Genomic DNA, 22,683 nt, shown 5'->3' on the forward strand with positions numbered 1-22,683 from the left:
CCATATCCATAAACCATGGGGTATTAATCTTCATTTCTAAAGGCTATCCCCCAGTGCAAGGTAGATTGTATACGCGTTACGCACCCGTGCGCCGGTCGTCGGCGGTAGCAAGCTACCCCGTTACCCCTCGACTTGCATGTGTTAGGCCTGCCGCTAGCGTTCATCCTGAGCCAGGATCAAACTCTTCATCGTTAATTTGTATGTGTCTCGTATATCATAGATACACAAAACAGCTTTAACAACTAATCGGAATTTCTAGTACTCAAAATGGTCTATTCTCTTTGTCTAATCCTTACCGTTTCCAGTAAGAATCTTACGCTGTCAATTCAATATGTTTATGAACTTTCTTTTTCTTTCCTAATCTCGTTTCCTCGTTTAGCGGGTGCAAATATAAAACCCTTTTTTTATTCCTACAATACTTTTTTGATCTTTTTTTGAAAAAAAATTAAATCCTTTTTCTTATCGTAAAATCCCGAAATCCGTATGAACTTTTTGCCAACGGACCACTGCCCGTTTTAGCGGCTGCAAACATACAACCTTTTTTGTTTCTACAACACTCCTTCGGTCTTTTTTTTGAAAAAATTTTTAATCCCTTTTTCCTTTCTAAATCTCCGTACTTATATGAACTTCTCTTAACACCCGATCTATACGATCCCGTGCGCTAAGCGGGTGCAAAGATACTACTCATTGCGACATATCCTAACCTTTTTTTGATATTCTTTTTACTTGCTTTTTTAGCCCCTGAATACTAAGGGATTATGGCCCCGTTTTTTTTGCCCTTTTTCGTTAAAATAATACCCTTGCCTCATAACTGCCCCTTTTTAAACTTGTCCTTATTATTATAACAACTTTTTATTCTTGGATACTTATGGTGTATTTCTAATTGTTGATTATAAATATTAAACAACATTAAGGGCACAAAAAATGACAAGTTCCTAAATAATATAAAGCTTAATATCTAAACTGTATCTGCGTTAAGGATGGTAATGGCATCCTTTTTATGCTTTATCTAAAAATTTTTACTTCTCTGTAATATGATTTAGAAACTTATGAAAAGAATGCTAAAACTTGTTAAGCATAGAAAGATATAATGGACAGCCTGACTATGTTATAAGCAGAGGAACGCCCAAAATTAATTTCATATAAAATTATACGTATATATATATTGTGTGGGTTTGTTTATACTATTATCTTTGCATTCTGATTTTAAATTATTTTATGATAGATATAACATTACCCGATGGAAGTGTCAAGCAGTTTGAAAAAAATGCTACACCTATGGATGTTGCTAAAAGCATTAGTGAAGGATTTGCCAGAAATGTGATTTCTGCAAGTTTTAATGGTACAACTGTTGAAACTGCTACTCCTTTAACCACCGATGGCTCTTTAGTTTTATACACCTGGAATAATGACGAGGGTAAAACTGCTTTTTGGCACTCTTCTGCGCACGTATTAGCACAGGCTATTGAGGAATTATATTCTGATGCAAAACTTACGATTGGTCCTGCCATTGAAAATGGATTTTATTATGATGTAGATTTTGGTGAGCATGCTGTTTCCGAAAAAGATTTTAAAGCTATTGAAACTAAAATGCTGGAGATTGCACGCGGGAAACATGATTTTAAAATGCGTTCTGCTACAAAAACTGAGGCTTTATCGTTATATAGTGATAATGAGTTTAAAACTGAACTGATTGAAAACCTTGAGGATGGCACCATTACCTTCTGTGATCATTCTACTTTTACTGATTTATGTCGCGGAGGCCATATTCCTAATACTGGTATTATCAAGGCAGTAAAAATCTTATCGGTTGCTGGGGCATATTGGAGAGGTAATGAGAATAACCCGCAGTTAACACGTGTTTATGGGATTTCATTTCCAAAACAAAAAGAGCTCACTGCTTATTTAGAATTATTAGAAGAGGCTAAAAAACGTGATCATAGAAAATTAGGTAAGGAATTAGAATTGTTTACGTTCTCGAGAAAAGTTGGACAAGGCTTACCTTTATGGTTACCAAAAGGTGCAGCTTTACGTGAACGTTTAGAGAATTTTTTAAAAGCTGCCCAAAAGAAAGCTGGTTACGAAATGGTTGTTACACCACATATAGGGCAGAAAGAATTATATGTTACTTCTGGCCATTATGCAAAATATGGTGAAGATAGTTTTCAACCAATACATACACCTAAAGAGGATGAGGAGTTTTTGTTAAAACCTATGAACTGTCCGCACCATTGTGAAATATATAATAGTGCCCAATGGAGTTATAAAGATTTGCCAAAGCGCTACGCCGAATTTGGTACCGTATATAGATATGAGCAAAGTGGTGAGTTACATGGTTTAACAAGGGTTAGAGGCTTTACTCAAGATGATGCACATATATTCTGTACACCAGATCAATTAGATAAAGAATTTAAAGATGTTATAGATTTAGTTCTTTATGTGTTTGGCTCTTTAGGATTTGAAAATTTTACTGCTCAGGTTTCATTAAGAGATCCTGAAAATTTAGAAAAATATATTGGAAGCAATGAAAATTGGGATAAGGCAGAACAAGCGATACTAAACGCTGCTATAGATAAAGGATTAAATTACGTTGTTGAAACTGGTGAAGCCGCATTTTATGGTCCTAAATTAGATTTTATGGTAAAAGATGCCTTAGGAAGACGCTGGCAACTTGGTACTATTCAGGTAGATTACACCTTACCTGAGCGTTTTGATTTGACTTACAAAGGCAGTGATAATGAGCTACACAGACCTATAATGATACATCGTGCTCCTTTTGGAAGTATGGAACGTTTTATTGCTATTTTGTTAGAACATACAGCCGGTAATTTCCCGCTTTGGTTAATGCCTACACAGGCTGTAATATTATCAATTAGCGAGAAATATGAAAAATACTCGGAAAAAGTTTTAAATTTGCTAGAAAATGACGAAATTCGCGCCCTTGTAGATCATAGAAATGAGACTATTGGGAAGAAAATTCGGGAGGCTGAAATGCAAAAACACCCGTATATGATTATAATAGGTGAGCAAGAAGAGAAAGAAAACAAAATAACTGTGCGTAAGCATGGTGGAGAAGATTTAGGAATGATTTCCATTGAAGAATTCTCCGAAATTATAAAAGAAGAAATAAGTAAAACGTTAAAATCGTTCTAAAACAAAGTTTAATTTAAAACCATAACGTCATAGCAATTCGAAGAAGAAATCAACCCAATAGAAGGGTTATACAAGAGGATAAACATAAAATAAACTCTAAGATTACAGCACAAAACGTACGTCTTGTTGGAGATAACGTTGAAATTGGTGTTTACTCTACTAGAGATGCTTTAAAAATAGCTGATGAGCAAGGATTAGATCTTGTAGAGATTTCTCCAAATGCTGATCCTCCTGTTTGTAAGGTTATGGACTATAAAAAGTTTCTTTATGAGCAAAAGAAACGTGATAAGGCTTTAAAATCTAAAGCTACCAAAGTTATCATTAAAGAAATTCGTTTTGGTCCTCAAACAGATGATCATGATTATGACTTTAAAAAGAAACATGCTGAAAAATTCTTAAAAGAAGGCGCAAAGCTTAAAGCTTTTGTATTTTTTAAAGGACGATCCATTATATTTAAAGAGCAGGGTCAGATTTTATTGTTGCGTTTAGCACAGGATTTAGAAGAACTTGGTAAAGTAGAGCAAATGCCACGTTTAGAAGGTAAACGTATGACCATGTTTATTGCTCCAAAAAAATAACGGAAATATATAGTTATATATTAAAAATATGATGCTGAGACAAGCTCAGCACTAAAGTAATTAAGCGAGATAATTAAAACTAGGAAAAGAAAATGCCTAAAATGAAAACAAAGTCTAGTGCCAAAAAACGTTTTAAGTTAACGGGTACTGGGAAGATTAAAAGAAAGCACGCTTTTAAAAGTCACATCTTAACAAAGAAGTCTAAAAAGCGTAAACTTGCTCTGACTCATGATGCATTAGTGCATAAGGCAGACGAAGACAACATTAAAACCATGTTACGTTTAAAGTAATATTGTTTTAATCGGTTATTAAACAAATTTATAAACCCTGGAGTTAGGCTTATTGATTAACGATTGTAGATTTTTGATTTACAATTAAAAAAATAAAAAAAGTGTCGATTATCGACCGCCTACTACAAAAAACAATTAAAATTATGCCAAGATCAGTAAATTCTGTAGCAAAAAGAGCCAGAAGAAAAAAGGTAATTAAACAAGCAAAAGGTTACTTTGGAAGACGTAAAAACGTTTGGACAGTAGCAAAAAATGCGGTTGACAAAGCGATGCAATACTCGTATAGAGACCGTAGAAACAAAAAGAGAACATTCCGTGCTTTATGGATCACGCGTATAAACGCAGGAGCCAGAGAACATGGTTTATCTTATTCTCAATTTATGGGGAAATTAAAAGCTAATGATATTGAATTAAACCGTAAGGTTTTAGCAGATTTAGCTATGAATAACCCTGAGGCTTTTAAAGCTGTTATAGAGAAAGTAAAATAAGGCGTTTTTGCCTATTGTAAAACATATTATTCGCTTAATAAAAAATCCGATTCTAAATTTAGAATCGGATTTTTTTATACTCCAAAGGCTGAAACGATAAATAAGATAATTCTTGAAACGGGCTATCCCCAAGGTAAGCCATAGGAGTATTTCGCCAGTTTCATACCTAATCAAGTTGAGCACAAAGTTTTAGTTTTGAACAATTGGATACGATTTCAGTTGAAATAGGTTACACCATCAACTGAATGTGAAACATTTACGCCATGATATGTTCGGTTATCGCCATTATAAACTCCCAATTTTACTTCATCAAATTCTATAACTTGCTCTAGATTTATTACCATTTCAGAACCTCCTGGCCAGTCCCTGGCTGTTCCATCGTTTACTCCAATACCATCTACCAATACAGCTGGCAAATTATTTCCTGTTGGAATTGTAACTTGTGTGCCATTATTATATAGGGCAACCTCTGTTAAATTATTTCATTGATTTGTACTATTACCATTCATTTTAACTTTTATGTACTAATTCTTATCATCATTTCAATTTTGTTTCTTTTGATAGACTTTCACATAATCAATTTCCATGGTAACAGGAAGATTAGACTCCGTAAGAACCAAACCCTTGGAATTGGCTTCGCTGTCTACCCAGCCACCTCCGATTTGCTGACTGAGAATTATATGAAAATCTTTATCAAAAGGCCAACGAAGAAATCCACTCACAACATTATTATTTCCCTTATTAAATGTATGATATACAGATCCATTAAAGATAAAATCGATCTTGTTGGGAGTCCACTCTAGTTTATAGACATTCCAGCTGTCTACATTGACAGTTTTTGTAGTATACCTTTCTGGATCATTACTATATTGTCTATTATTGGCCCAATGGTATTGGGTATGTATTGTAGAATAAAAGTAGCTATCAAGATTAAGAGATTCCAACATATCAATTTCCCCACTGTCTGGGTTACCACCGTATACATTATCTGTTGCATGCAACCAGATAGCAGGCCATACTCGTGGTGCTTTTTCTACCCTTGCCCTAATTTCAACTATGCCATAAGTAAAATCCACCTTATGTGCAGATTCTATGGCTCCCGTCCATACTGTAGAGCGATTAATGTTTTGAACATTTGCTAAATTACCTGTAAAATTTGGGTTTTTGATACCTTTTAATTTTAATGTACCATTCGAAACTTCAACAACCTGCGGTTCATCCACTGCCGTGTTGTTCCAATTAGAGCCTCCACTAAATACGACTGTCCAATTTGAATTATTTATTGAAGATCCGTTAAAGTTATCTTCAAATATTAAAGAATAACTGGTTGAATCAATTTTAGGTTCTTCATTATTTTCTGGTATTACATTAGACTTTGTGCACGCTGCGATGAATAAAATGGCTACAACAATAATGCTTTTTGTTTTCATGCTTATATATTTTTCAATTAATAATTATTCTAGTATAGAGGTTTAATTTTTTCAACTTATAAAGGGTTACTTTAGCAATTTCAACTAATGGTGAGGTAAGTTGGAAACTTTGTTTCGGTAAGAATATGTAGGTGCACATTTTATTGTCTCTTTACTTAATTCTGCTTTTAGGGGGGGGGACTTTCATCATTTTATATACAACAACGCAAATATCTTTAATCTTTTTTTTTATTATTTAAACTTCTATATCCTTTTGGGTTATTTTAGCCCTGTTTCCACAATACCAATAAGATTTAAAAACAAAAAAGGGGCATAACATAATTGTTACCCCCCCCTTTTTTAACTAACTCTAAACTAAATTTTTATTTCTTAAAGTTCAAATAAATTTTTAACCTCAGTTTCATTTAAGGCTATATCATGTATTTCAACATTTGCTATTTTTCCTTGAAAAAATTGACCATAACCACCTGTACCGTCTTGTCCTATACGTAGCGGGGCACCATGATCTGTATCACCAACACCAGACATATCTGCGCTAGATATTGGCTCCCCATCTTGGTACAAAATCATGTTAGCATCTCTATCTAAGGTTACAGTTAACATATGCCAGTTACCATCATTAGTTGGGCTATCACCTGCACTGGTATCTGCTTTGGTGCCACCATCACTATTGGTAGCAACTCTCCAGTTAGTACCTCTAAAAGCAATGGTTATACCTGGATTACCAGAACTACCCCAATCTTGATCACCAACCATAACAGGGTCACTATCTGTTGAAGTTGTATTCATCCAAAAAGATATGGAATAATCAGATGCATATCTAAAATCTAATGCACCACCATCATCGATGGTAATATATTGAGAAGATCCGTCCAGATCATAACCAATATACTTATTGTCAAAAGTTGTTAATACTGCTCCTCCAGAAGTTGTTACATCTAAGTTTAAATCTAAACCATTTTTAGATCTTAAGGAAGCTCCTGTCTGAGCTTTTGAAAGATCAGTAACTTCTTGAGGTGTTAAAACATAATCGTAAATTTTTGCTTCAACAATATCTCCATCAAAAAATTGACCATAATCACTTTCACCATCTTGCGAAATGTTTAATGGGTTACCACTATCAATACTACCAACACCAACCATACTGGCGCTTTGGACTGGAGAACCATCTTGATACATGGTCATATTACCATCTCTATCAAAAGTTACAGATAATAAATGCCAATTACCATCATTAAAAGGAACACCCGATGTAGCAGCATCAGCTTTAGAACCACCATCTGAAACTGCAACTCTCCAGTTATCGCCTCTAAAAGCTATAGTCATACCTGGATTATTAGAGCTTGCCCAGTTTTGATCACCTATCATAACAGGGTCACTATCTGTTGAAGTCGTTCTTACCCAAAAAGATATAGAGTAATCAGATTCGTATCTAAATTTTATATCGTCATCATCATTAACTACAGCATATTGATCTGTTCCATTGTAGTTAAACCCTAATAGATTACCTATGAAACTTTCTAAATCTCTACTCGGAAAAGTTTCTACAGCGATATGCTTACTCTCACCACTTTGACGAATTAATTCAAATCCTGTAGGTCCAACTACTGGTGGTGGTGGATCTGCTAAAGTAACTGTTACCGTCCATTCTACAGAACCTCCATCAGGTGATTCAATGGTATATTTATGTGGTGTTGAATAATCTCCAACAGTTCCAAATCCCGGAGCACCTCCAACTGGGTTTACCATAGCTCCCCTTTCTATGGTTGCTATACCATATAAATTAGTTATATCTGCATCGTACTTTATAACGATAGCAACAGTTCGTGCCGTTTTATCAATAGTAGATGAAATTGTTAAATCCTTTCTTGAAGTATGGTCATCTTTTAATTCTCTAAGATACATCCTAACTTCTTTAAAGCTACTGTCACTAAATTCCAGCTTAACAACTTCAACCTCATCACAACCATTAAGGAATATCCCTCCTAGTAGTAATATTAATATAAATTTTATTTTAAATTTCATATTTCTATATTTTAAATTAATTCTACCATAAATCATGTTGTACCAAGTTTTGATTAACTAAAATATCAGACTCAGGTACTGGTCTATAATAATATTTTGGTTCTACAAACGTTCCTGGGTCATCTACCTCCCTGTCAAAAATAACATGTCCTTCATCTCCATTGGCTAATTCAATACCATCATCTAAAGACACCTTATTTAAACCCTGATAAAAGGCATCTTGCCCCAAGCCACTGTAATATGCTTCAGCTTTTGCTAAATCACCTGCAGTTGCTGCTACTATAATATCTTCTACACTATCTCCCGTTACTTCAAGTAGTGAGAATGTGGCACCTCCTAAAACGGTCATTTGTGGAACATATAGTCCTCTTTGAATATTCTCAGGCTTTCCATTTGATGTAAGAATAGCATCGCCTACATGCCAGCGCATTAAATCGTTATAACGTAAGCCTTCGCATGCTAATTCTATTCTACGTTCTCTTCTTATTTCTAATGCTGCACCTTTATTTTGTGCATCAATATTAGGATATCTATCATTTAATATAGGGTCTACAGGAGTTGCCGTAGTTACATGTGCTCCACTGGTTAATCCAGCTCTATCTCGGATGGCATTTACGGTATTAGTTAAAATAGCATCAGATAAGGTACCTAGTTCAGAATGAGCTTCTGCATTTATTAAAAGAATTTCAGCATATCTAAAAACAGGAATGTCATTATAGCTTACAGCCCAAGACCATCCATCTGCTTCTTTTGGTGTAAATTTTATTTGACCAATGCCACCAAAAAGCATTTTTGCTACATGGGGAGTTCCACTATTTGGAGCTGTCCAACCTGGATAACTTATAGTAGAAAATACTCTAGGATCTCTACCTGTAAATGAGTTTCTATATTCTAAAGTATTTAATTCTGTACGTGTATAGGCTGTTCCATCTGTTTTTAGATATTCATCTAATAAATTCTGACTTAAATTATATTGCCAATCCAGACGTGTAAAAGAATTATTGAATCGAACATCTTTTTCATAATCCTCAAAAAGAATAATTTCTGGATTATTAGACAGGTTTGTACTATTAAACAATCCGTCATAATTATCTGATAAAGAAAAACCACCTTCATTCATTAATTGTTGAGAGGCATCTCTCGCTATTTCAAGTAACTCAGTATAATTTGAAGCACCTTTACTTGTAAGGTATGCTGCTTCAGTAGCGTTTTGCATTCCATATTTTCTAAAGGTACCTTCATGCAATGCAAACCTTGCTAAGCTAGCTAAAGCTGCCCACTTCGATATACGTGTTTTACTGTCATTAGATAATGAAATGTTATCAACAGCAAATTTTAAATCTTTGATAATTGAATCTACGACTTGTCCTCGAGGGTCTTGAGTTTTAAAAAGATCCTCTTCATCTGTAGTTGCAAGAGGTTTAGAAACCCAAGGAACATCGCTAAAAGTCTTTACTTTATCTATATAAAATTGAGCTCTAAAAAAGCGTGCAATCCCTTGGTAATTACCAATTTCTTCTGGGGAGGCATTTTCAGCGTTGGAGTTTTCAAGAAAAAAGTTTATACTTCTTAAATTTGTCCAAGACCAACCTCCTTGAGTAAGTTCACTAACAGCACCGTGAGTTAAATCCCAGGTAGCATCTTGAGCTTCTCGTGTTGAAATATTATCACTTCCTATATCATCATAAGATCCACTAATTCCACCATAAAAACCATTCGTGTATATTTCTAAATCTGTTGCTGTCTTAAAAAAGTTTTCTTTACTAATTGATGTTTCAGGAAATCTTTCTAAAAAATCATCATTACATGAAAGTGCAGAAAACAATATTAATATTAATATTATATATTTATTCATAATGTTTATATTATATAGTTAATCTTTATATTAAAAGCCTAAATTCACGCCAAATGAAAATTTCTTTTGCACTGGGTAAGCTCCCCGTCCATCTAGAGTTTCAGGATCCATCCCAAATTTTGTGATATCAGAAAAAGTAAGTAAGTTTTCCCCACTTACATAAACACGAAGTCTTTTAATGTTTAATTTGTCTAATAGAGAAGCTGGTAAGGAATAACCAAGTGTCACATTTTTTACTCTAAAATACCCTGCATTAATTAAAAATCTTGTTTGAGGAATTCCTAATTCTGAAAAATCTTCCGCTGCATATGCTTTTAAACGTGGAAATAATCCGCCTGGGTTTTCTGGACTCCATAAATTATCTAAAATATGCTTTGATGGGTTTGCCCATGGTTGAGCAAAAATACCCCAGAAATAATGACTACCTCTGCTAGCGTAATAATCTCTTTGACCTACACCTTGTCCAAAGATTCTAAAATCAAAATTATTCCAATTAGCAGATAAATTTATGCCATATCTATAACGGGCTGTCTCATTACCTATAACACGAAAATCGCCTGTATCGCCTACTCGCTGTGAACCAAAATTAATAATACCATCACCATCTAAATCTTTCCATTTTACATCTCCAACAGCCATATAGCGTACTTCGTCAGATGCTCTATGATCTGCGAAAGGAGCATTTTGAACTTCTTCGACAGTTTGGAAAATACCATCTGAAGTAAGCCCCCATATTTCCCCCATTTCTTGTCCAATATAAAAATCATTAATATTAGAATCTGGGTTATCAAATTTGGTTATCCATGCACGACTGTCTGAAAGGTTAAAGCCTAAACTAAAATTAAGAGGTGATTTTCCCAGCTTAACAGATTCGTTCCATTTTACGGTTAGTCCCCATCCTCTATTTATTAAATCTGCTGCATTTTCATTTGGCTCTCTAGCTCCAAGAACTGCTGGTAATGTTTTAGATTTTGTTAGCATGTCTTTAGTTTCACGCTCATAAATATCAAATTGTGCAAATATTTTTCCTCTAAAAAACTCGACATCAATACCTAAGTTTTTAGTTTCTACCGTTTCCCAAGTAAGGCTACCAGCAACAAGACCTGGTTGATATATAGCATCTGGTTGTACACCATCTAAAAGTTGATTAATAGTACCTGAACCCATTGATGATATATATGGATAATTACCTACTGTATCACCACTTTGGTTTCCTAAACTTCCCCAAGAGACTCTAGGTTTTAATAGAGATATTACAGATTGGTTTTGCATAAAGGGTTCTTTATCAATTCTCCAAGCAGCAGAAGCTGAAGGGAAAAAGCCAAATCTGTCTTTTTTAGGGAAACGAGAAGACCCATCATAACGCCCAACAAGTTTCACAATATACTTATCGTCAAAACTATATTCTAAACGTCCAAAAGCACCTCTTACAGCCCAATCTCCAAAACCAGCACCAGCATCAAAATCTCCAGTAGCTAATGCTAAAGTTGGTAAACTCGTTGAGATTAAATTTTCTCTGCTGGCATAAAAGCTTTTAGAAACTTTCTCTTCTTGGTTAAAACCAACAACTCCAGAAATATAATGCTTGTTTAACTCTTTGGTTACTGTAGTATATAAATTAATTGCTTTATATGTCGTTTCGTAATTAGATCGAGATGCAGAAGTTACATTCGATTGACCATAAAAAGGTTGTAAAGGTTCATTTGGTCCCGTTTTATAAAAAACCGGCTTTCTGAAATTAGATGTATTTCCATAACCCTTTTTTACTGTATAATCTGCATTAACTTTCCAAATATCCTTTATTAAAGATAGTTGTGCCGTTAATTGAGTACTAAAAGTGTTTTCAACTTCTTTTCGACGACCTCCATCTTGAGTAATACCAATTAAACCTGCTCCTGCTCTTGTGAAAGATCCGTCTGGATTGTAAATAACTTCAGTTGATGGCGTTCTGTTAAGATCATGAAAATAACGGTCTCGATTCCAACCAGATGGCTCATCATATTTAGAGCTCTCCCAAGCTGTGTTATTACCTATCGTTAACCAATCTGTAAAGTCAAAACTTACTTTACTTCTTAAATTATATCTATTGAACTTATCTGTTCCAAATTTTATAGCTCCATCTTCACGAAGGGAACCAAGTGAGAAATAATAAGATGTTTTTTCATTTTTTCCTGATACGGAAACATTACGATTTATAGATAGCGCATTGGTCTTATAGGCTTCTTTAAACCAATCTGTTGAACCATAGTATTGCCAAAATCTTTGATTCGTTTCGTCTAGGAATACAGGTGGTGCTTGTCCGGCTGCAACCTGAGCCGCATAATCGTATATAGCATCGTTATAAAGGTTATAATAAGGAAAGGCTGCATCATGTTTAGATCTAAACACAATTTCAGGATTCAATTCAATTTCAGGTAAAAAAGTAGGTTGTCTAAAACTAACATTTTCATTATAATCAACTCTCAACTTCCCCTTACCTTCTTTGGTTTTAATTAAAAGGACTCCAAAAGAAGCTCTGGCTCCATAAATTGCTGCGGTAGATGCATCTTTTAATACAGATATAGCTTCTACATCAGATGGGTTTAATCGTGCCAGTTCTGAAGCTGTTGCAGATACTCCATCGATAATAATTAAAGGAGAACCTCCATTAATAGATTCAAATCCCCTTATATTAATATTTGGTACGCTTGTAGCACGTCCGTCGGCAATTGTTACATTTAAATTAGCCGCCGTACCTTGCAAAGCCTCACCAATACTTCTAATGGTTCTATTTTCTAAAACTTTTGTAGATATAGTACTCACAGATCCTGATACTTTGGAAACTTTTCTAGTTCCGTAACCTACAAGTACGACCTCATCCAGTTGCGAAATATCATCTTTCATAGTTACATTAACTAAGTTAGAGTCTCCAACTGTAATACGTTGAGTTACCATACCTATATAAGAAAACTCTAAAACATCTCCTTTTGTGGCATTTATACTATACTTTCCATCAAAATCGGTTTGAGCTCCGGTAGAGGTTCCAACTTTTACGATATTTACACCTGGCAGAGGTACCCCTTGAGCATCAACAATAATTCCCGATATTGAGGATTGTTGATCATTAAGTTCTTCTTTGACAATTGTTGGTTCTGAATTTTTAATAACCACCACTTGTCTATTATCAATTTTATAACTTAAATCGGTCTCAGAAAACGCTTTATATAAAATAGTAGAAAGCGTTACTCTTTTTAAGTTTAATGATATTTTTACCTCATTATTTAAAGTATTGTCTTTATAAAAGAATACAAACTCGCTTTTATTCTGAATTTCTTTAAATAAATCTTCAAGAGTTACATCGTTTACGTCTATATTAATTTTGGTTTGAGAGTAAGAAGAATTTGCAAAAGCAGAGCTCAAGCCTATAGTTATTAATAAAAGAAAAATTCTCATGATGGTTAACAAATAATACCTTAAGGTTTTTATTTCCTTATTAAGGTTAAGGTTAACAATTTTATTCATAATTTTGTATTTACGGTTAATATTTCTGTGCGATACAGTGATGTTAATTTTTTTAGCCAGAGGTTGTTAGAGCAGCTTCTGGTTTTTTTGTAGTTAGCTCTATGTCATATAGTTATGATTTTAGTTAATTATTTAGTTTAATTGATGGTTGTAATTTTAATGATCATTAATTTTATATTTAAATTAATAATAGTGTTAATGACATTCTCGACATGATCTTTATACATCATGGTATCTGTAGAATGCTTAATAGGTCAAATGAGTATCCTTTATAACGATACTTAATAGCTATATAACTTGGAGATATAGCATTTACAATTAAAAAAAATCTTGTGATACGGTGATGTCAATTTCTTTAACCAGAAGCTGTTCGAGCGACTTCTGATATTTTTTAAAATAGTTGGTTTTGCATCATATAGTTATAGTTTTGGTTAATTAATTTTAGTTTAGTTAATGGTTATTTTATTATCATCAATATGGTATTGAAATTCTGTAGTTTCTTTAATGGTAGTAATAACATTCTCAACATGATCTTTTACATCAAGATGTCCTGAGAACGTTTCGTTAGCTAAACTGGCATCATTTATAACGATTTCTATATTATAATACCTAGCAATTTTTTTCATGATAATGTGTAGAGGATCATTTTTAAATATAAAGATACCTTCACGCCAAGAAAAATACTTCTCAATGTCTTCTTCATTTGTATTAAGAGACTTATTAGCTTTATTATAAATAGCTATGGTACCAGGGGTTATTTTTATACTCTTCTTTGAATTAAAAAAAGAGTTGTTTTTGAAGCTTATTTGTACACTACCACTTTGAAGTACCGTATTGACTGCATTATCATCGGCATAATTGCTTACGTTGAAAACGGTACCCAATACTTCAATTTCATGATTACTTGTTTTAACTATGAATGGGTGATTTTTATCGTGGGCGACTTCAAAAATGCCCTCGCCCTCTATATAGACCTCTCTTGTTTTTCCTATAAAAGAAACAGGAAAAATTAATTTCGACCCAGAATTTAACCAAACTTTGCTACCATCAGCTAGCCTAATTTCAGATCGCTTTCCGTAAGGAACTATTAATGTATTAAAAACAATATTCTTGTCCTTTATAATATCTTGATTTACAGATTTTTCATTACCAATTTTAATTTCTTGACCTGTGCTTGAATACGCTATCGATGAGTTTTCATCATCTATTTCAATATCTTGATTACCATTTAATAACAATTTTACATTTTCGAGAGGCTCTAAATTCTTGCCTTCTGTAGTTCTAACAAAATTTTCAATTGAAAATTGGTTGTTATTGTTATTTATCTTATTAAATATTCCTACAGAGAAAAAGCCAACAACTGATGCCGCTGCTATACTGATAGCGTATTTCACAAATCTTTTTCTCTGAATATAGGTGTATATAGAATCTGTTACTCTATTTTTTAACTGATTTTTTTCATTATTTGAGAGATCTGTAAAGTTTGCATTATTAGACTCTTGCTTCTTCATCTTTTTAATTTAATAGGTTAAATACTTTTGAGATCAAGTGCGTAAAAGACATGATTCATCATCTAACTACTATAATAAGTAGACAATCGTCATTATATAGACACTTTTTTTAAATTTTTTAAAAAAAAATGTTTTGATAGAAGATTATAAGCATTGTTAAGTGCTTTCTCAGCACTTTTATTGCTCTATATATAATGGTTCTGGAAGTTTCAACAGATACGTTCATTATTTGTGCAATGTTTTCATATTCTCTTTCTTCTGTAAACCTTAAAAACAAACCTTGTCTTTGCTTTTTACTCAAGAAAGTGATAGCATTAGAAAGTTTTACTAACCGTTCATCTAAAAACTCTTTTTCAATCATTTTGTTTTCAAATGACTCAGAATAATTTTGCTTGTCATTTTTAATATGGAAGGCCTCTTCTGAAAGATATATGAGTTTTCCTTTTTCTGCTTTAAGAATTTTATTTTTTAAAGATCGTAATAGATAATATTTAACATTAGTAGTGAAAGCTAATTTTTTTCTATACTTATACAAATCTAAAAATAAATCATGAATACAATCCATGACATAGGCTTTGTCTGAAGACAATTGTATACCATAAGCAAATAAAATATCGATAAATAAATCGTATAAATCCCCTAAGGCTTTTGTATCTCCAGCCTTTAGTTTTTTCCATAAAATGCCATCAATGTTTTTAGGGTATCCCAGTTTTTTAAAATTTGAATTAAAAACTTAGTGTAAAAATAGCTACTTCATTACAATATACGGCTTTTTATATGTATTTTTTTAATTTCACATTAGTTATTGTATGAAAAATATGCTGTTTGACAAATACCAGCTAGTTTTATTTATACCACTTCCAAACGAAGGCTCATCGCGGCAATAGAGGTTATTTTGTTACGCGTGCAAATCAAGATATTATAGAAATACAAAATAGCGAGACTTTTTTTGTTATCGAATATGTCTCCACAAAAACCAAATTTCAATCGTGAGAAATGGCAAACTCTTGAAAAGGAAATAAGAAAACTTAACAATCGAGGTAAAGTCCTAGAAACCTCAGTCCTTACAGCTCCAGCTTTTCATTTTAATATAAAAATAGAGACTATTGGAGATAACATCAATGAATATGGTATTGATATACTCATACCACATGCTTTCGTTAAAAGTGTTTTAACTGAAGATATTAGAGGAAGGCTATCTCTTTAAGCATTTAAAATGGAGAACAATAAACTAGACGAACAGTTTCAAGGTTATCTTGTTTCAACATACGATGCTGAACAACTAGTTAGAGCTGATTCTGAGGTCATATTAGTGGGGGGGGATCTTCATGAACAAAAGAAAAACCTGAATAGCTAGTATAATAGCTCTACTTATATAGAATGTGAATCGTTTTTAACTACAAATCCATCCTCTTTTCGAGGAACAGAATAAAAAGGTTTGGAAAAACAGAATCATAACTTCTTACATACTCAGTTTTTTTGACTTATTTAAGCAAAAAAATAATTTAAATTATTTATGTTTTATTTTGAAATTCAATTGGTATAAACTAAAAATTAGAAGAAAATTTCATAAAAGACAATGTATTTATACTCCAAAGGCTGTCACAACAATGGTTCTTGAACCACCATAATTTCTATGTTCGCATAAATAAATGCCTTGCCAAACCCCTAAATTTAATTCACCTTTTGTAATGGGTATATTCACAGATGCTCCAAGTAATGATGCTTTAATGTGTGCTGGCATATCATCCGAACCTTCATAAGTGTGCTTATAATAAGGAGCGTTTTCTGGAGCTAGAACGTTAAAGTGTTTTTCAAAATCATCTCTTACAGTATAATCTGCATTTTCATTTATAGTTAAGCTAGCAGACGTATGCTTAATAAATACTTGTAATTGCCCAATGTTTATTTGCTTTATATCAGGAATAGCGTCTAAAATATTATTTGTAATTAAATGAAACCCTCTTGAACAGGCCTGTAATTTTATTTCCTTTTGAAAAAATTTCATATTAAATAACTTATGCACTTAACTAGAGCCAAATTATATATTATCATGCTTTTATTAAAATTATAACGCAACCATTTTATTCTTTTTTCATCTATATAGATAAATCCTAAATTTAAAAATCATGAAAAAGTATTTTCTAACCGCGATATTCAGTGCATTAATATTAACAGGGTGTTCTGTAGACAACAACAACCCTACCCCACAAGTTGTAATTGCCCATTGGAATTTAATTAAAACCACTGGTGGAGTTGCTGGTGTTAATCATACATTTCCTTTAAAAACCGTCATTTGGACTTTTGATGAAGCAAATTTAAAACTTACAGTTGTAAACAATAATACTGATGACACTAAACAGGATGCTTTAGATTCTGGAACTTATGACTATTCTGTGGCAAAAAATAATGACGATTCTTACCTTAGTATTAGTGAGAATGAATTTGGTGGATTTAAAATAACGTCGAGTCAACTTGTCATAGATCAAAATGACTTATCTCAAGGTAGTGGAGCAGATGGCTTTGTATATACGTTCCAAAAAACGCTTGAAACTGCTAACTAATACCATTTTTGGTTTAAAAGTATTCAAATAAAAAACAGTAATTTTTCGTTTAGGCAAAAAAGAAAACGCAATCATAACACTAGTTAAGATTAAGTTTTATTTTGAAGCATCAACGAAAAAGGGCAAATTTTAGTGGGTAATTTTAAATCAGAAATGGTATAATATAGTTTTTATTTATTATGTTTTCTGTTTCTTTTTCCTAGCGGCCGGAAACAGCACATTGTTTAAAATAAGCCTGTACCCTGGAGATGTTGGATGCAAATCTAATTCTGTTTTAGCATCCCCTACTCTATGTTGATAATCTTCGGGGTCATGTCCGCCATAAAAAGTAAAGAAACCTTTTCCTTTTATACCGTGAATGTATTTAGCTTCTCCATTCGATTTTGTTTCCCCCAGAACCAATACATTTGATTTTATTTCATCTCTTGTAAAAGATGTTGTCTGTCCCATAAAGCCTTTCACCAAAGCGGTATGATTTTGACACAACATGGTTGGGATAGGATCCCATTTTGCCGAAAACTCCATTAAAGAAAAGTAATCGGTTGTTCTGGTCACTCTACGTTTACGTGTCATATCTATTGAAGAAAACTCATATGCTATTGGGCTTCGTTCTAACGTGTAATTAGTAAACGCAAAGGTTTTATTATAATCAATTTTATTTTGATAAGCAGGGTCACTACCATCGCCATCAAACATAGGTTCACAGATATCTACACCTTCTGCAGACAAAGCAATATCAAAACTATCTGTAGCACTACACATGGCAAACATAAATCCACCACCAATAACATAATCTCTAATCTTTAAAGCGACATCTGATTTTTCTTGAGACACTTTATCATAACCTAATTTTGTTGCCAATGCTTCAGCATCCTTTTTTTCTTGAATATACCAGGAAGAAGCTCTATAAGCACCATAAAACTTACCATATTGTCCCGTAAAGTCCTCATGATGTAAGTGTAACCAATCAAACAGTAACAAACCATCATTTAATACTTCTTCATCATAAACAGTTTCATAAGGAATTTCTGCATATTGTAGCACCATAGTTACAGCATCATCCCAAGGCAACTTCCCTTTAGGTGTATACACTGCAATTTTAGGTGCTTTTTCTAAAATTACGGCTTCCATGTTTTTACTTGGACTACTTATGTCTTCTAAAATACTTTCTACTTTAGAATTCGAAATGACTTCAAAAGAAATACCGCGAATCTGGCATTCTCGCTGAATATCATCTGTATCTGGTAATAAAAAAGAACCGCCTCTATAATTTAAAAGCCATTTTACTTTTAATTCCTTATTGAGTGTCCAATAAGTAATACCATACGCTTTTAGATGATTCTTTTGGCTTTCTGCATCCATAGGTATAAGAATATATGAAGCATAGGTATTAATACCAATTAATATAAAAAATAAACTTATAAATAGCTTTTTCAATTTGAAGCAAAACTTTATGAGATTTCTCAGTCTTTCTTTCTTCGAAATGACTGAAACTCTTATTGAGACTGAAAGATACTTAAATATTCTTCTTTTTTTAATATGTTTAACAGAAGATTAATTTTTAAAATGGTACATCATTATCATCATCATCATTAAACGAACTCCCGAAAGCTTGATCTGGACTTGCTTTGAAATTATCTGTTTTAAAAGTATCATCATTAGCCGCGGCATTCATTTTAGAATGAAACTCAAAAGGCGAGTCAAAATCATCCAAATTATCAAACTTCCCTAAATGACCAATAAACTTTAAACGTATATTTTCTAAACCACCATTTCTATGTTTTGCCACAATAAACTCTGCTTGTCCTTCTGTTGGAGAGCGCTCTTCATCATCCCATTCTTCAATTTTATAATATTCTGGTCTAAAAATAAACGATACAATATCGGCATCTTGCTCAATGGCACCAGATTCACGTAAATCAGACAGTAAAGGACGCTTACTCCCTCCACGTGTTTCAACAGCACGCGATAATTGTGATAAGGCTATTACTGGAACCATTAATTCTTTAGCTAATGCTTTAAGGTTTCTAGAAATCATGGAAATTTCTTGCTCACGGTTTCCACCATGGCTACTACCACCAGTCATTAGTTGTAAGTAATCAATCATAATTAATTTAATACCATGCTGTGATGATAAACGACGTGCTTTTGCCCTTAAATCAAAAATGGATAGTGATGGTGTATCATCAATAAAAAGTGGTGCCTTTTCTAATCCTTTTACTTTTACATTAAGTTGCTCCCATTCATGCTTTTCTAATTTACCTGTACGTAATTTTTCGGATGATAAACCTGTTTCACTAGAAATTAAACGCGTAATTAATTGCACTGATGCCATTTCTAAAGAAAAGAATGCCACAGGTATATTCTGATCTACGGCAATATTTCTTGCCATAGAAAGCGTTAAAGCCGTTTTACCCATCCCTGGACGTGCAGCAATAATAATTAAATCGGATGGCTGCCAACCTGATGTTAGTTTATCTAGTTTGTTAAAACCTGTCGGAATACCACTAAGCCCTTCTTTATTTGAAATTTCTTCAATTTTCTTTTTGGCTTGGATAACTAAATCTTGAGCTGTTTCACTCGATTTTTTAATATTTCCTTGGGTTACTTCGTATAATTTTGCTTCAGCCTTATCTAATAAATCGAAAACATCTTTAGTTTCATCATAAGAATCTTCAATAATTTCACTAGATATTTTAATTAAGCTACGCTGAATAAATTTCTGTAAAATAATACGCGCATGGAACTCTATATGCGCTGAAGAAGATACTTTTTGAGTTAAAGAAATAAGATAAAAATCGCCTCCGGCTAATTCCAGCTTAGAGCTCTTCTTTAACTGTGTTGAAACGGTTAATAAGTCAACAGGTTCACTGTTTTCAAACAACTGAAAAATAGCTTCAAAAATATGCTGATGTGCTTCTTTGTAAAATGCTTCTGGGCTTAAAATATCGATAACTTCATCAACTCCTTTTTTATCAATCATCATAGCCCCGAGCACAACCTCCTCTAAATCAAGTGCTTGAGGTGGTATTTTTCCTTTCTCAAGATTAATAATGGTACTCTTATCAACTTTATATCCTTGAACTTGGTTAGGTTGTTTCATATCTACGAAAGTAATTAAAAAGAAAGGTTTTTTAAACAAAAAATGAATTAGGATTGCTCACTGGTCATTAACAATTTAACTGTTAATAACTTAAAAATATTGTTAATAAGCATAAAAAAATCCAAAACTATAGGTTTCAGATTTTATTATCTTATGGTTTTAAAAGGCTTACCCTTTATACACTCCCATATTTGCATATTTTTCCATTCGTTGAGATATTAAATCTGTTGGTGATAAGTTTTTTAGTGCCCCATAAGATTTTACTATAGCATTGCTTACTGCCAAAAATGTTTTTTCACGATCTCTATGTGCACCCCCAAGTGGTTCTTTAATAACGCCATCTACTACTTTTATCTTCATAGCATCTGTAGCGGTTAATTTTAAAGCTTCTGCTGCTTGTTCTTTATATTCCCAACTACGCCATAAAATTGAAGAACAGTTCTCTGGTGATATTACAGAATACCAAGAATTTTCTAGCATCAATACTTTATCTCCAACACCAATGCCTAAAGCACCACCTGAAGCTCCCTCACCAATCACAACAGTAATTATAGGAACTTTTAAACGTGTCATTTCTAAAATATTTCTAGCGATGGCTTCTCCTTGTCCACGTTCTTCTGCTTCTAAACCAGGATATGCACCTGGTGTATCAATTAAAGTAACAACTGGGATTCCAAATTTTTCGGCAGACTTCATTAAACGTAATGCTTTACGGTAACCCTCTGGGTTTGCCATTCCGAAATTTCTATATTGCCTAGTTTTAGTATTATAGCCTTTTTGCTGACCAATAAACATAAAACTTTGATCTCCTATCTTCCCTAAACCACCAATCATCGCTTTATCATCTTTTATATTACGATCACCATGTAATTCTAAAAATGAATCGCCACAGATCGCTTTTATATGATCTAATGTATAGGGTCTATTTGGATGGCGAGATAATTGCACGCGCTGCCATGGGGATAAGTTTTTATAAATATCCTTCTGAGCCTCTTTTAGTTTCTTTTCTATTTGAGAACAAGTTTCTGTAACATCTACATCACTTTCTTCTCCAATCACTCTACATTTTTGTAGTTGATCTTCTAGCTCTTTTATAGGGAGTTCAAATTCTAAATATTCCATAAGAATTTTGTTTTAGCCATTAATTTTAAGGTTAGCGTACAAATATAAAAACTTTAATTTTCTTAAACAGTTAACTATGCTTTCTTTTTAGTTTTCTTGAGTTTTTTAAGATGCCATTTAGGACTACGGTAGCTATAATCACTATAGCACCATAATAGAATGATGCACTCATTTGTTCTTTTTCCGGAAACAATATAATAGCCATAATGATACCGTAAACAGGTTCTAAATTGTAAGTAAGCACAACTGTATATGGGCTAATAAGTTTCATGACATAAACTGATGCAATAAAAGCATAGGCTGTACAAATAGATGCCAATATAAAAAGGTACACAAAATCGGAGGCGTATAAATTGAAAAAGTCTGAAGAAAATCCTTCACCAAAAAATAGAATATATATAGAAATGAATAATACACCACTTAAAAATTCATAAAACGAAATAACTGTTGCGGTATGTTGTGTTAAAAACTTGCCATTTAACACCGCAAATAATGAAGAAAAAAATGCTGATGAAATTCCTAAAAGGATCCCTGTAAGGTATTTTATTTCACTTTGTGTAATTATGAAAACGCCTATTATTACCATAACTCCAAACAGAATTTCATACCAAATGATGGTTCTCTTGTAAATTATAGGCTCTATAAAAGAAGCAAAAAAGGCCCCCGTTGAAAACATGGCTAATGCTATTGATATATTAGATTCGTCTATAGCACCAAAAAAAGTAATCCAATGCAAGGCTATTATGATTCCTGCTATTGAAAGCCTGAAAAGGGACTTTGGTGTGATCTTTAATTTAACTTTGGCTACTTTAATATAAATAAACATTAAAATAGATGCCATGACCATTCTATACCAAACTAAAGGAATCGCTTTTATTGTAATTAACTCACCAAGAATAGCAGTAAAACCAGCTATAAAAACTAAAAAATGAAGATGTAGATAATTTTTTAGCTTAGGTTTTTTATGAAACAATTTATACATTTTGACTTGCTCTTTTGCACATTAACTTCGTTAAAAAGCCTCTATTTAGCTATAGTTATATCTACGTTTTTTGTCTTGTAA

Annotated in this window: 18 protein-coding genes and 1 rRNA gene (1 of these 19 cut by a window edge); 6 read left to right on the forward strand and 13 right to left on the reverse strand. The window is 33.0% G+C overall.

The genetic code is table 11. The features are described from left to right. Positions 1–192 (reverse strand): 16S ribosomal RNA (locus Q4Q47_RS00155) (it extends 1,326 nt beyond the left edge of the window). A 1,026-nt stretch (positions 193–1,218) separates the two neighbouring features. Here Q4Q47_RS00155 and thrS point away from each other — a divergent pair. The 4 genes from thrS to rplT all read left to right on the forward strand — a co-directional run bounded on the left by thrS (position 1,219) and on the right by rplT (position 4,509). Then, positions 1,219–3,153 (forward strand): threonine--tRNA ligase, encoded by a 1,935-nt coding sequence (gene thrS, locus Q4Q47_RS00160; RefSeq protein WP_303304631.1) that lies wholly within the window; start codon positions 1,219–1,221, stop codon positions 3,151–3,153. A gap of 68 nt (positions 3,154–3,221) precedes the next feature. Next, on the forward strand, positions 3,222–3,731 hold the full coding sequence (infC, locus tag Q4Q47_RS00165) for a translation initiation factor IF-3 (protein ID WP_303308426.1): 510 nt from the start codon (positions 3,222–3,224) through the stop codon (positions 3,729–3,731). Between the two features lie 92 nt (positions 3,732–3,823). Continuing rightward, on the forward strand, positions 3,824–4,021 hold the full coding sequence (rpmI, locus tag Q4Q47_RS00170) for a 50S ribosomal protein L35 (protein WP_173282254.1): 198 nt from the start codon (positions 3,824–3,826) through the stop codon (positions 4,019–4,021). 143 nt (positions 4,022–4,164) lie between these two features. Next, on the forward strand, positions 4,165–4,509 hold the full coding sequence (gene rplT, locus Q4Q47_RS00175) for a 50S ribosomal protein L20 (protein WP_102754534.1): 345 nt from the start codon (positions 4,165–4,167) through the stop codon (positions 4,507–4,509). Positions 4,510–4,724: 215 nt separating this feature from the next. On the opposite strand, the gene Q4Q47_RS00180 is transcribed toward rplT, so the two are convergent. From Q4Q47_RS00180 to Q4Q47_RS00210, 7 genes are all read right to left on the reverse strand, one after another. After that, entirely contained in the window at positions 4,725–4,925 is a 201-nt protein-coding gene (locus Q4Q47_RS00180) for a hypothetical protein (RefSeq protein WP_303304632.1), read from the reverse strand. Positions 4,926–5,051: 126 nt separating this feature from the next. After that, positions 5,052–5,939, reverse strand: coding sequence for a glycoside hydrolase family 16 protein (locus Q4Q47_RS00185; protein ID WP_303304633.1), 888 nt, complete (start codon positions 5,937–5,939; stop codon positions 5,052–5,054). 369 nt (positions 5,940–6,308) lie between these two features. Beyond that, a complete protein-coding gene (locus Q4Q47_RS00190; RefSeq protein ID WP_303304634.1) occupies positions 6,309–7,964 on the reverse strand; it encodes a LamG domain-containing protein in 1,656 nt (551 codons plus the stop codon). 22 nt (positions 7,965–7,986) lie between these two features. Then, positions 7,987–9,819, reverse strand: a complete 1,833-nt coding sequence (locus Q4Q47_RS00195) for a RagB/SusD family nutrient uptake outer membrane protein (protein ID WP_303304635.1) — start codon at positions 9,817–9,819, stop codon at positions 7,987–7,989. 30 nt (positions 9,820–9,849) lie between these two features. Continuing rightward, a complete protein-coding gene (locus Q4Q47_RS00200; RefSeq protein ID WP_303304636.1) occupies positions 9,850–13,320 on the reverse strand; it encodes a TonB-dependent receptor in 3,471 nt (1,156 codons plus the stop codon). A 446-nt stretch (positions 13,321–13,766) separates the two neighbouring features. Then, the gene (locus tag Q4Q47_RS00205; RefSeq protein WP_303304637.1) at positions 13,767–14,831 is read right to left on the reverse strand and encodes a FecR family protein; all 1,065 of its coding nucleotides are present in this window, start codon (positions 14,829–14,831) and stop codon (positions 13,767–13,769) included. A gap of 118 nt (positions 14,832–14,949) precedes the next feature. Continuing rightward, positions 14,950–15,540: an RNA polymerase sigma factor gene (locus tag Q4Q47_RS00210; RefSeq protein ID WP_331497761.1), complete on the reverse strand. Its 591-nt coding sequence runs from the start codon at positions 15,538–15,540 to the stop codon at positions 14,950–14,952. 252 nt (positions 15,541–15,792) lie between these two features. Between Q4Q47_RS00210 and Q4Q47_RS00215 the strand changes: the two genes are divergently transcribed. After that, positions 15,793–16,038: a DNA/RNA non-specific endonuclease gene (locus tag Q4Q47_RS00215; protein ID WP_303304638.1), complete on the forward strand. Its 246-nt coding sequence runs from the start codon at positions 15,793–15,795 to the stop codon at positions 16,036–16,038. Between the two features lie 378 nt (positions 16,039–16,416). On the opposite strand, the gene Q4Q47_RS00220 is transcribed toward Q4Q47_RS00215, so the two are convergent. After that, on the reverse strand, positions 16,417–16,839 hold the full coding sequence (locus tag Q4Q47_RS00220; protein WP_303304639.1) for a secondary thiamine-phosphate synthase enzyme YjbQ: 423 nt from the start codon (positions 16,837–16,839) through the stop codon (positions 16,417–16,419). A 121-nt stretch (positions 16,840–16,960) separates the two neighbouring features. Here Q4Q47_RS00220 and Q4Q47_RS00225 point away from each other — a divergent pair, with 121 nt between their 5' ends. Further along, on the forward strand, positions 16,961–17,395 hold the full coding sequence (locus tag Q4Q47_RS00225) for a lipoprotein (RefSeq protein WP_303304640.1): 435 nt from the start codon (positions 16,961–16,963) through the stop codon (positions 17,393–17,395). Positions 17,396–17,572: 177 nt separating this feature from the next. Here Q4Q47_RS00225 and Q4Q47_RS00230 read toward each other — a convergent pair whose 3' ends face one another. From Q4Q47_RS00230 to Q4Q47_RS00245, 4 genes are all read right to left on the reverse strand, one after another. Further along, on the reverse strand, positions 17,573–18,832 hold the full coding sequence (locus Q4Q47_RS00230; RefSeq protein ID WP_303304641.1) for an asparagine synthetase B: 1,260 nt from the start codon (positions 18,830–18,832) through the stop codon (positions 17,573–17,575). A 124-nt stretch (positions 18,833–18,956) separates the two neighbouring features. Next, on the reverse strand, positions 18,957–20,498 hold the full coding sequence (gene dnaB, locus Q4Q47_RS00235) for a replicative DNA helicase (protein ID WP_303304642.1): 1,542 nt from the start codon (positions 20,496–20,498) through the stop codon (positions 18,957–18,959). A 168-nt stretch (positions 20,499–20,666) separates the two neighbouring features. After that, positions 20,667–21,620 (reverse strand): acetyl-CoA carboxylase carboxyltransferase subunit alpha, encoded by a 954-nt coding sequence (locus Q4Q47_RS00240; protein ID WP_303304643.1) that lies wholly within the window; start codon positions 21,618–21,620, stop codon positions 20,667–20,669. A 70-nt stretch (positions 21,621–21,690) separates the two neighbouring features. Further along, positions 21,691–22,602 carry a DMT family transporter gene (locus Q4Q47_RS00245; protein ID WP_303304644.1) on the reverse strand — a complete coding sequence of 304 codons (912 nt, stop codon included), beginning with the start codon at positions 22,600–22,602 and terminating at the stop codon, positions 21,691–21,693. Positions 22,603–22,683: the final 81 nt, after the last annotated feature.

It is taken from the genome of Flavivirga spongiicola, from assembly GCF_030540825.1.
GTDB classification, from domain to species: Bacteria; Bacteroidota; Bacteroidia; order Flavobacteriales; family Flavobacteriaceae; genus Flavivirga; species Flavivirga spongiicola.

What these genes read in the sequence shown, in the direction of transcription:
- rpmI (WP_173282254.1), top strand. Translation starts at nt 3,824, where the DNA reads ATGCCTAAAATGAAAACAAAGTCTAGTGCCAAAAAACGTTTTAAGTTA.
- Q4Q47_RS00215 (WP_303304638.1), top strand. Translation starts at nt 15,793, where the DNA reads ATGTCTCCACAAAAACCAAATTTCAATCGTGAGAAATGGCAAACTCTT.
- dnaB (WP_303304642.1), bottom strand. Translation starts at nt 20,498, where the DNA reads ATGAAACAACCTAACCAAGTTCAAGGATATAAAGTTGATAAGAGTACC.
- Q4Q47_RS00220 (WP_303304639.1), bottom strand. Translation starts at nt 16,839, where the DNA reads ATGAAATTTTTTCAAAAGGAAATAAAATTACAGGCCTGTTCAAGAGGG.
- Q4Q47_RS00225 (WP_303304640.1), top strand. Translation starts at nt 16,961, where the DNA reads ATGAAAAAGTATTTTCTAACCGCGATATTCAGTGCATTAATATTAACA.
- thrS (WP_303304631.1), top strand. Translation starts at nt 1,219, where the DNA reads ATGATAGATATAACATTACCCGATGGAAGTGTCAAGCAGTTTGAAAAA.
- Q4Q47_RS00195 (WP_303304635.1), bottom strand. Translation starts at nt 9,819, where the DNA reads ATGAATAAATATATAATATTAATATTAATATTGTTTTCTGCACTTTCA.
- Q4Q47_RS00245 (WP_303304644.1), bottom strand. Translation starts at nt 22,602, where the DNA reads ATGTATAAATTGTTTCATAAAAAACCTAAGCTAAAAAATTATCTACAT.
- Q4Q47_RS00190 (WP_303304634.1), bottom strand. Translation starts at nt 7,964, where the DNA reads ATGAAATTTAAAATAAAATTTATATTAATATTACTACTAGGAGGGATA.
- Q4Q47_RS00185 (WP_303304633.1), bottom strand. Translation starts at nt 5,939, where the DNA reads ATGAAAACAAAAAGCATTATTGTTGTAGCCATTTTATTCATCGCAGCG.
- Q4Q47_RS00240 (WP_303304643.1), bottom strand. Translation starts at nt 21,620, where the DNA reads ATGGAATATTTAGAATTTGAACTCCCTATAAAAGAGCTAGAAGATCAA.
- Q4Q47_RS00200 (WP_303304636.1), bottom strand. Translation starts at nt 13,320, where the DNA reads ATGAATAAAATTGTTAACCTTAACCTTAATAAGGAAATAAAAACCTTA.
- Q4Q47_RS00205 (WP_303304637.1), bottom strand. Translation starts at nt 14,831, where the DNA reads ATGAAGAAGCAAGAGTCTAATAATGCAAACTTTACAGATCTCTCAAAT.
- rplT (WP_102754534.1), top strand. Translation starts at nt 4,165, where the DNA reads ATGCCAAGATCAGTAAATTCTGTAGCAAAAAGAGCCAGAAGAAAAAAG.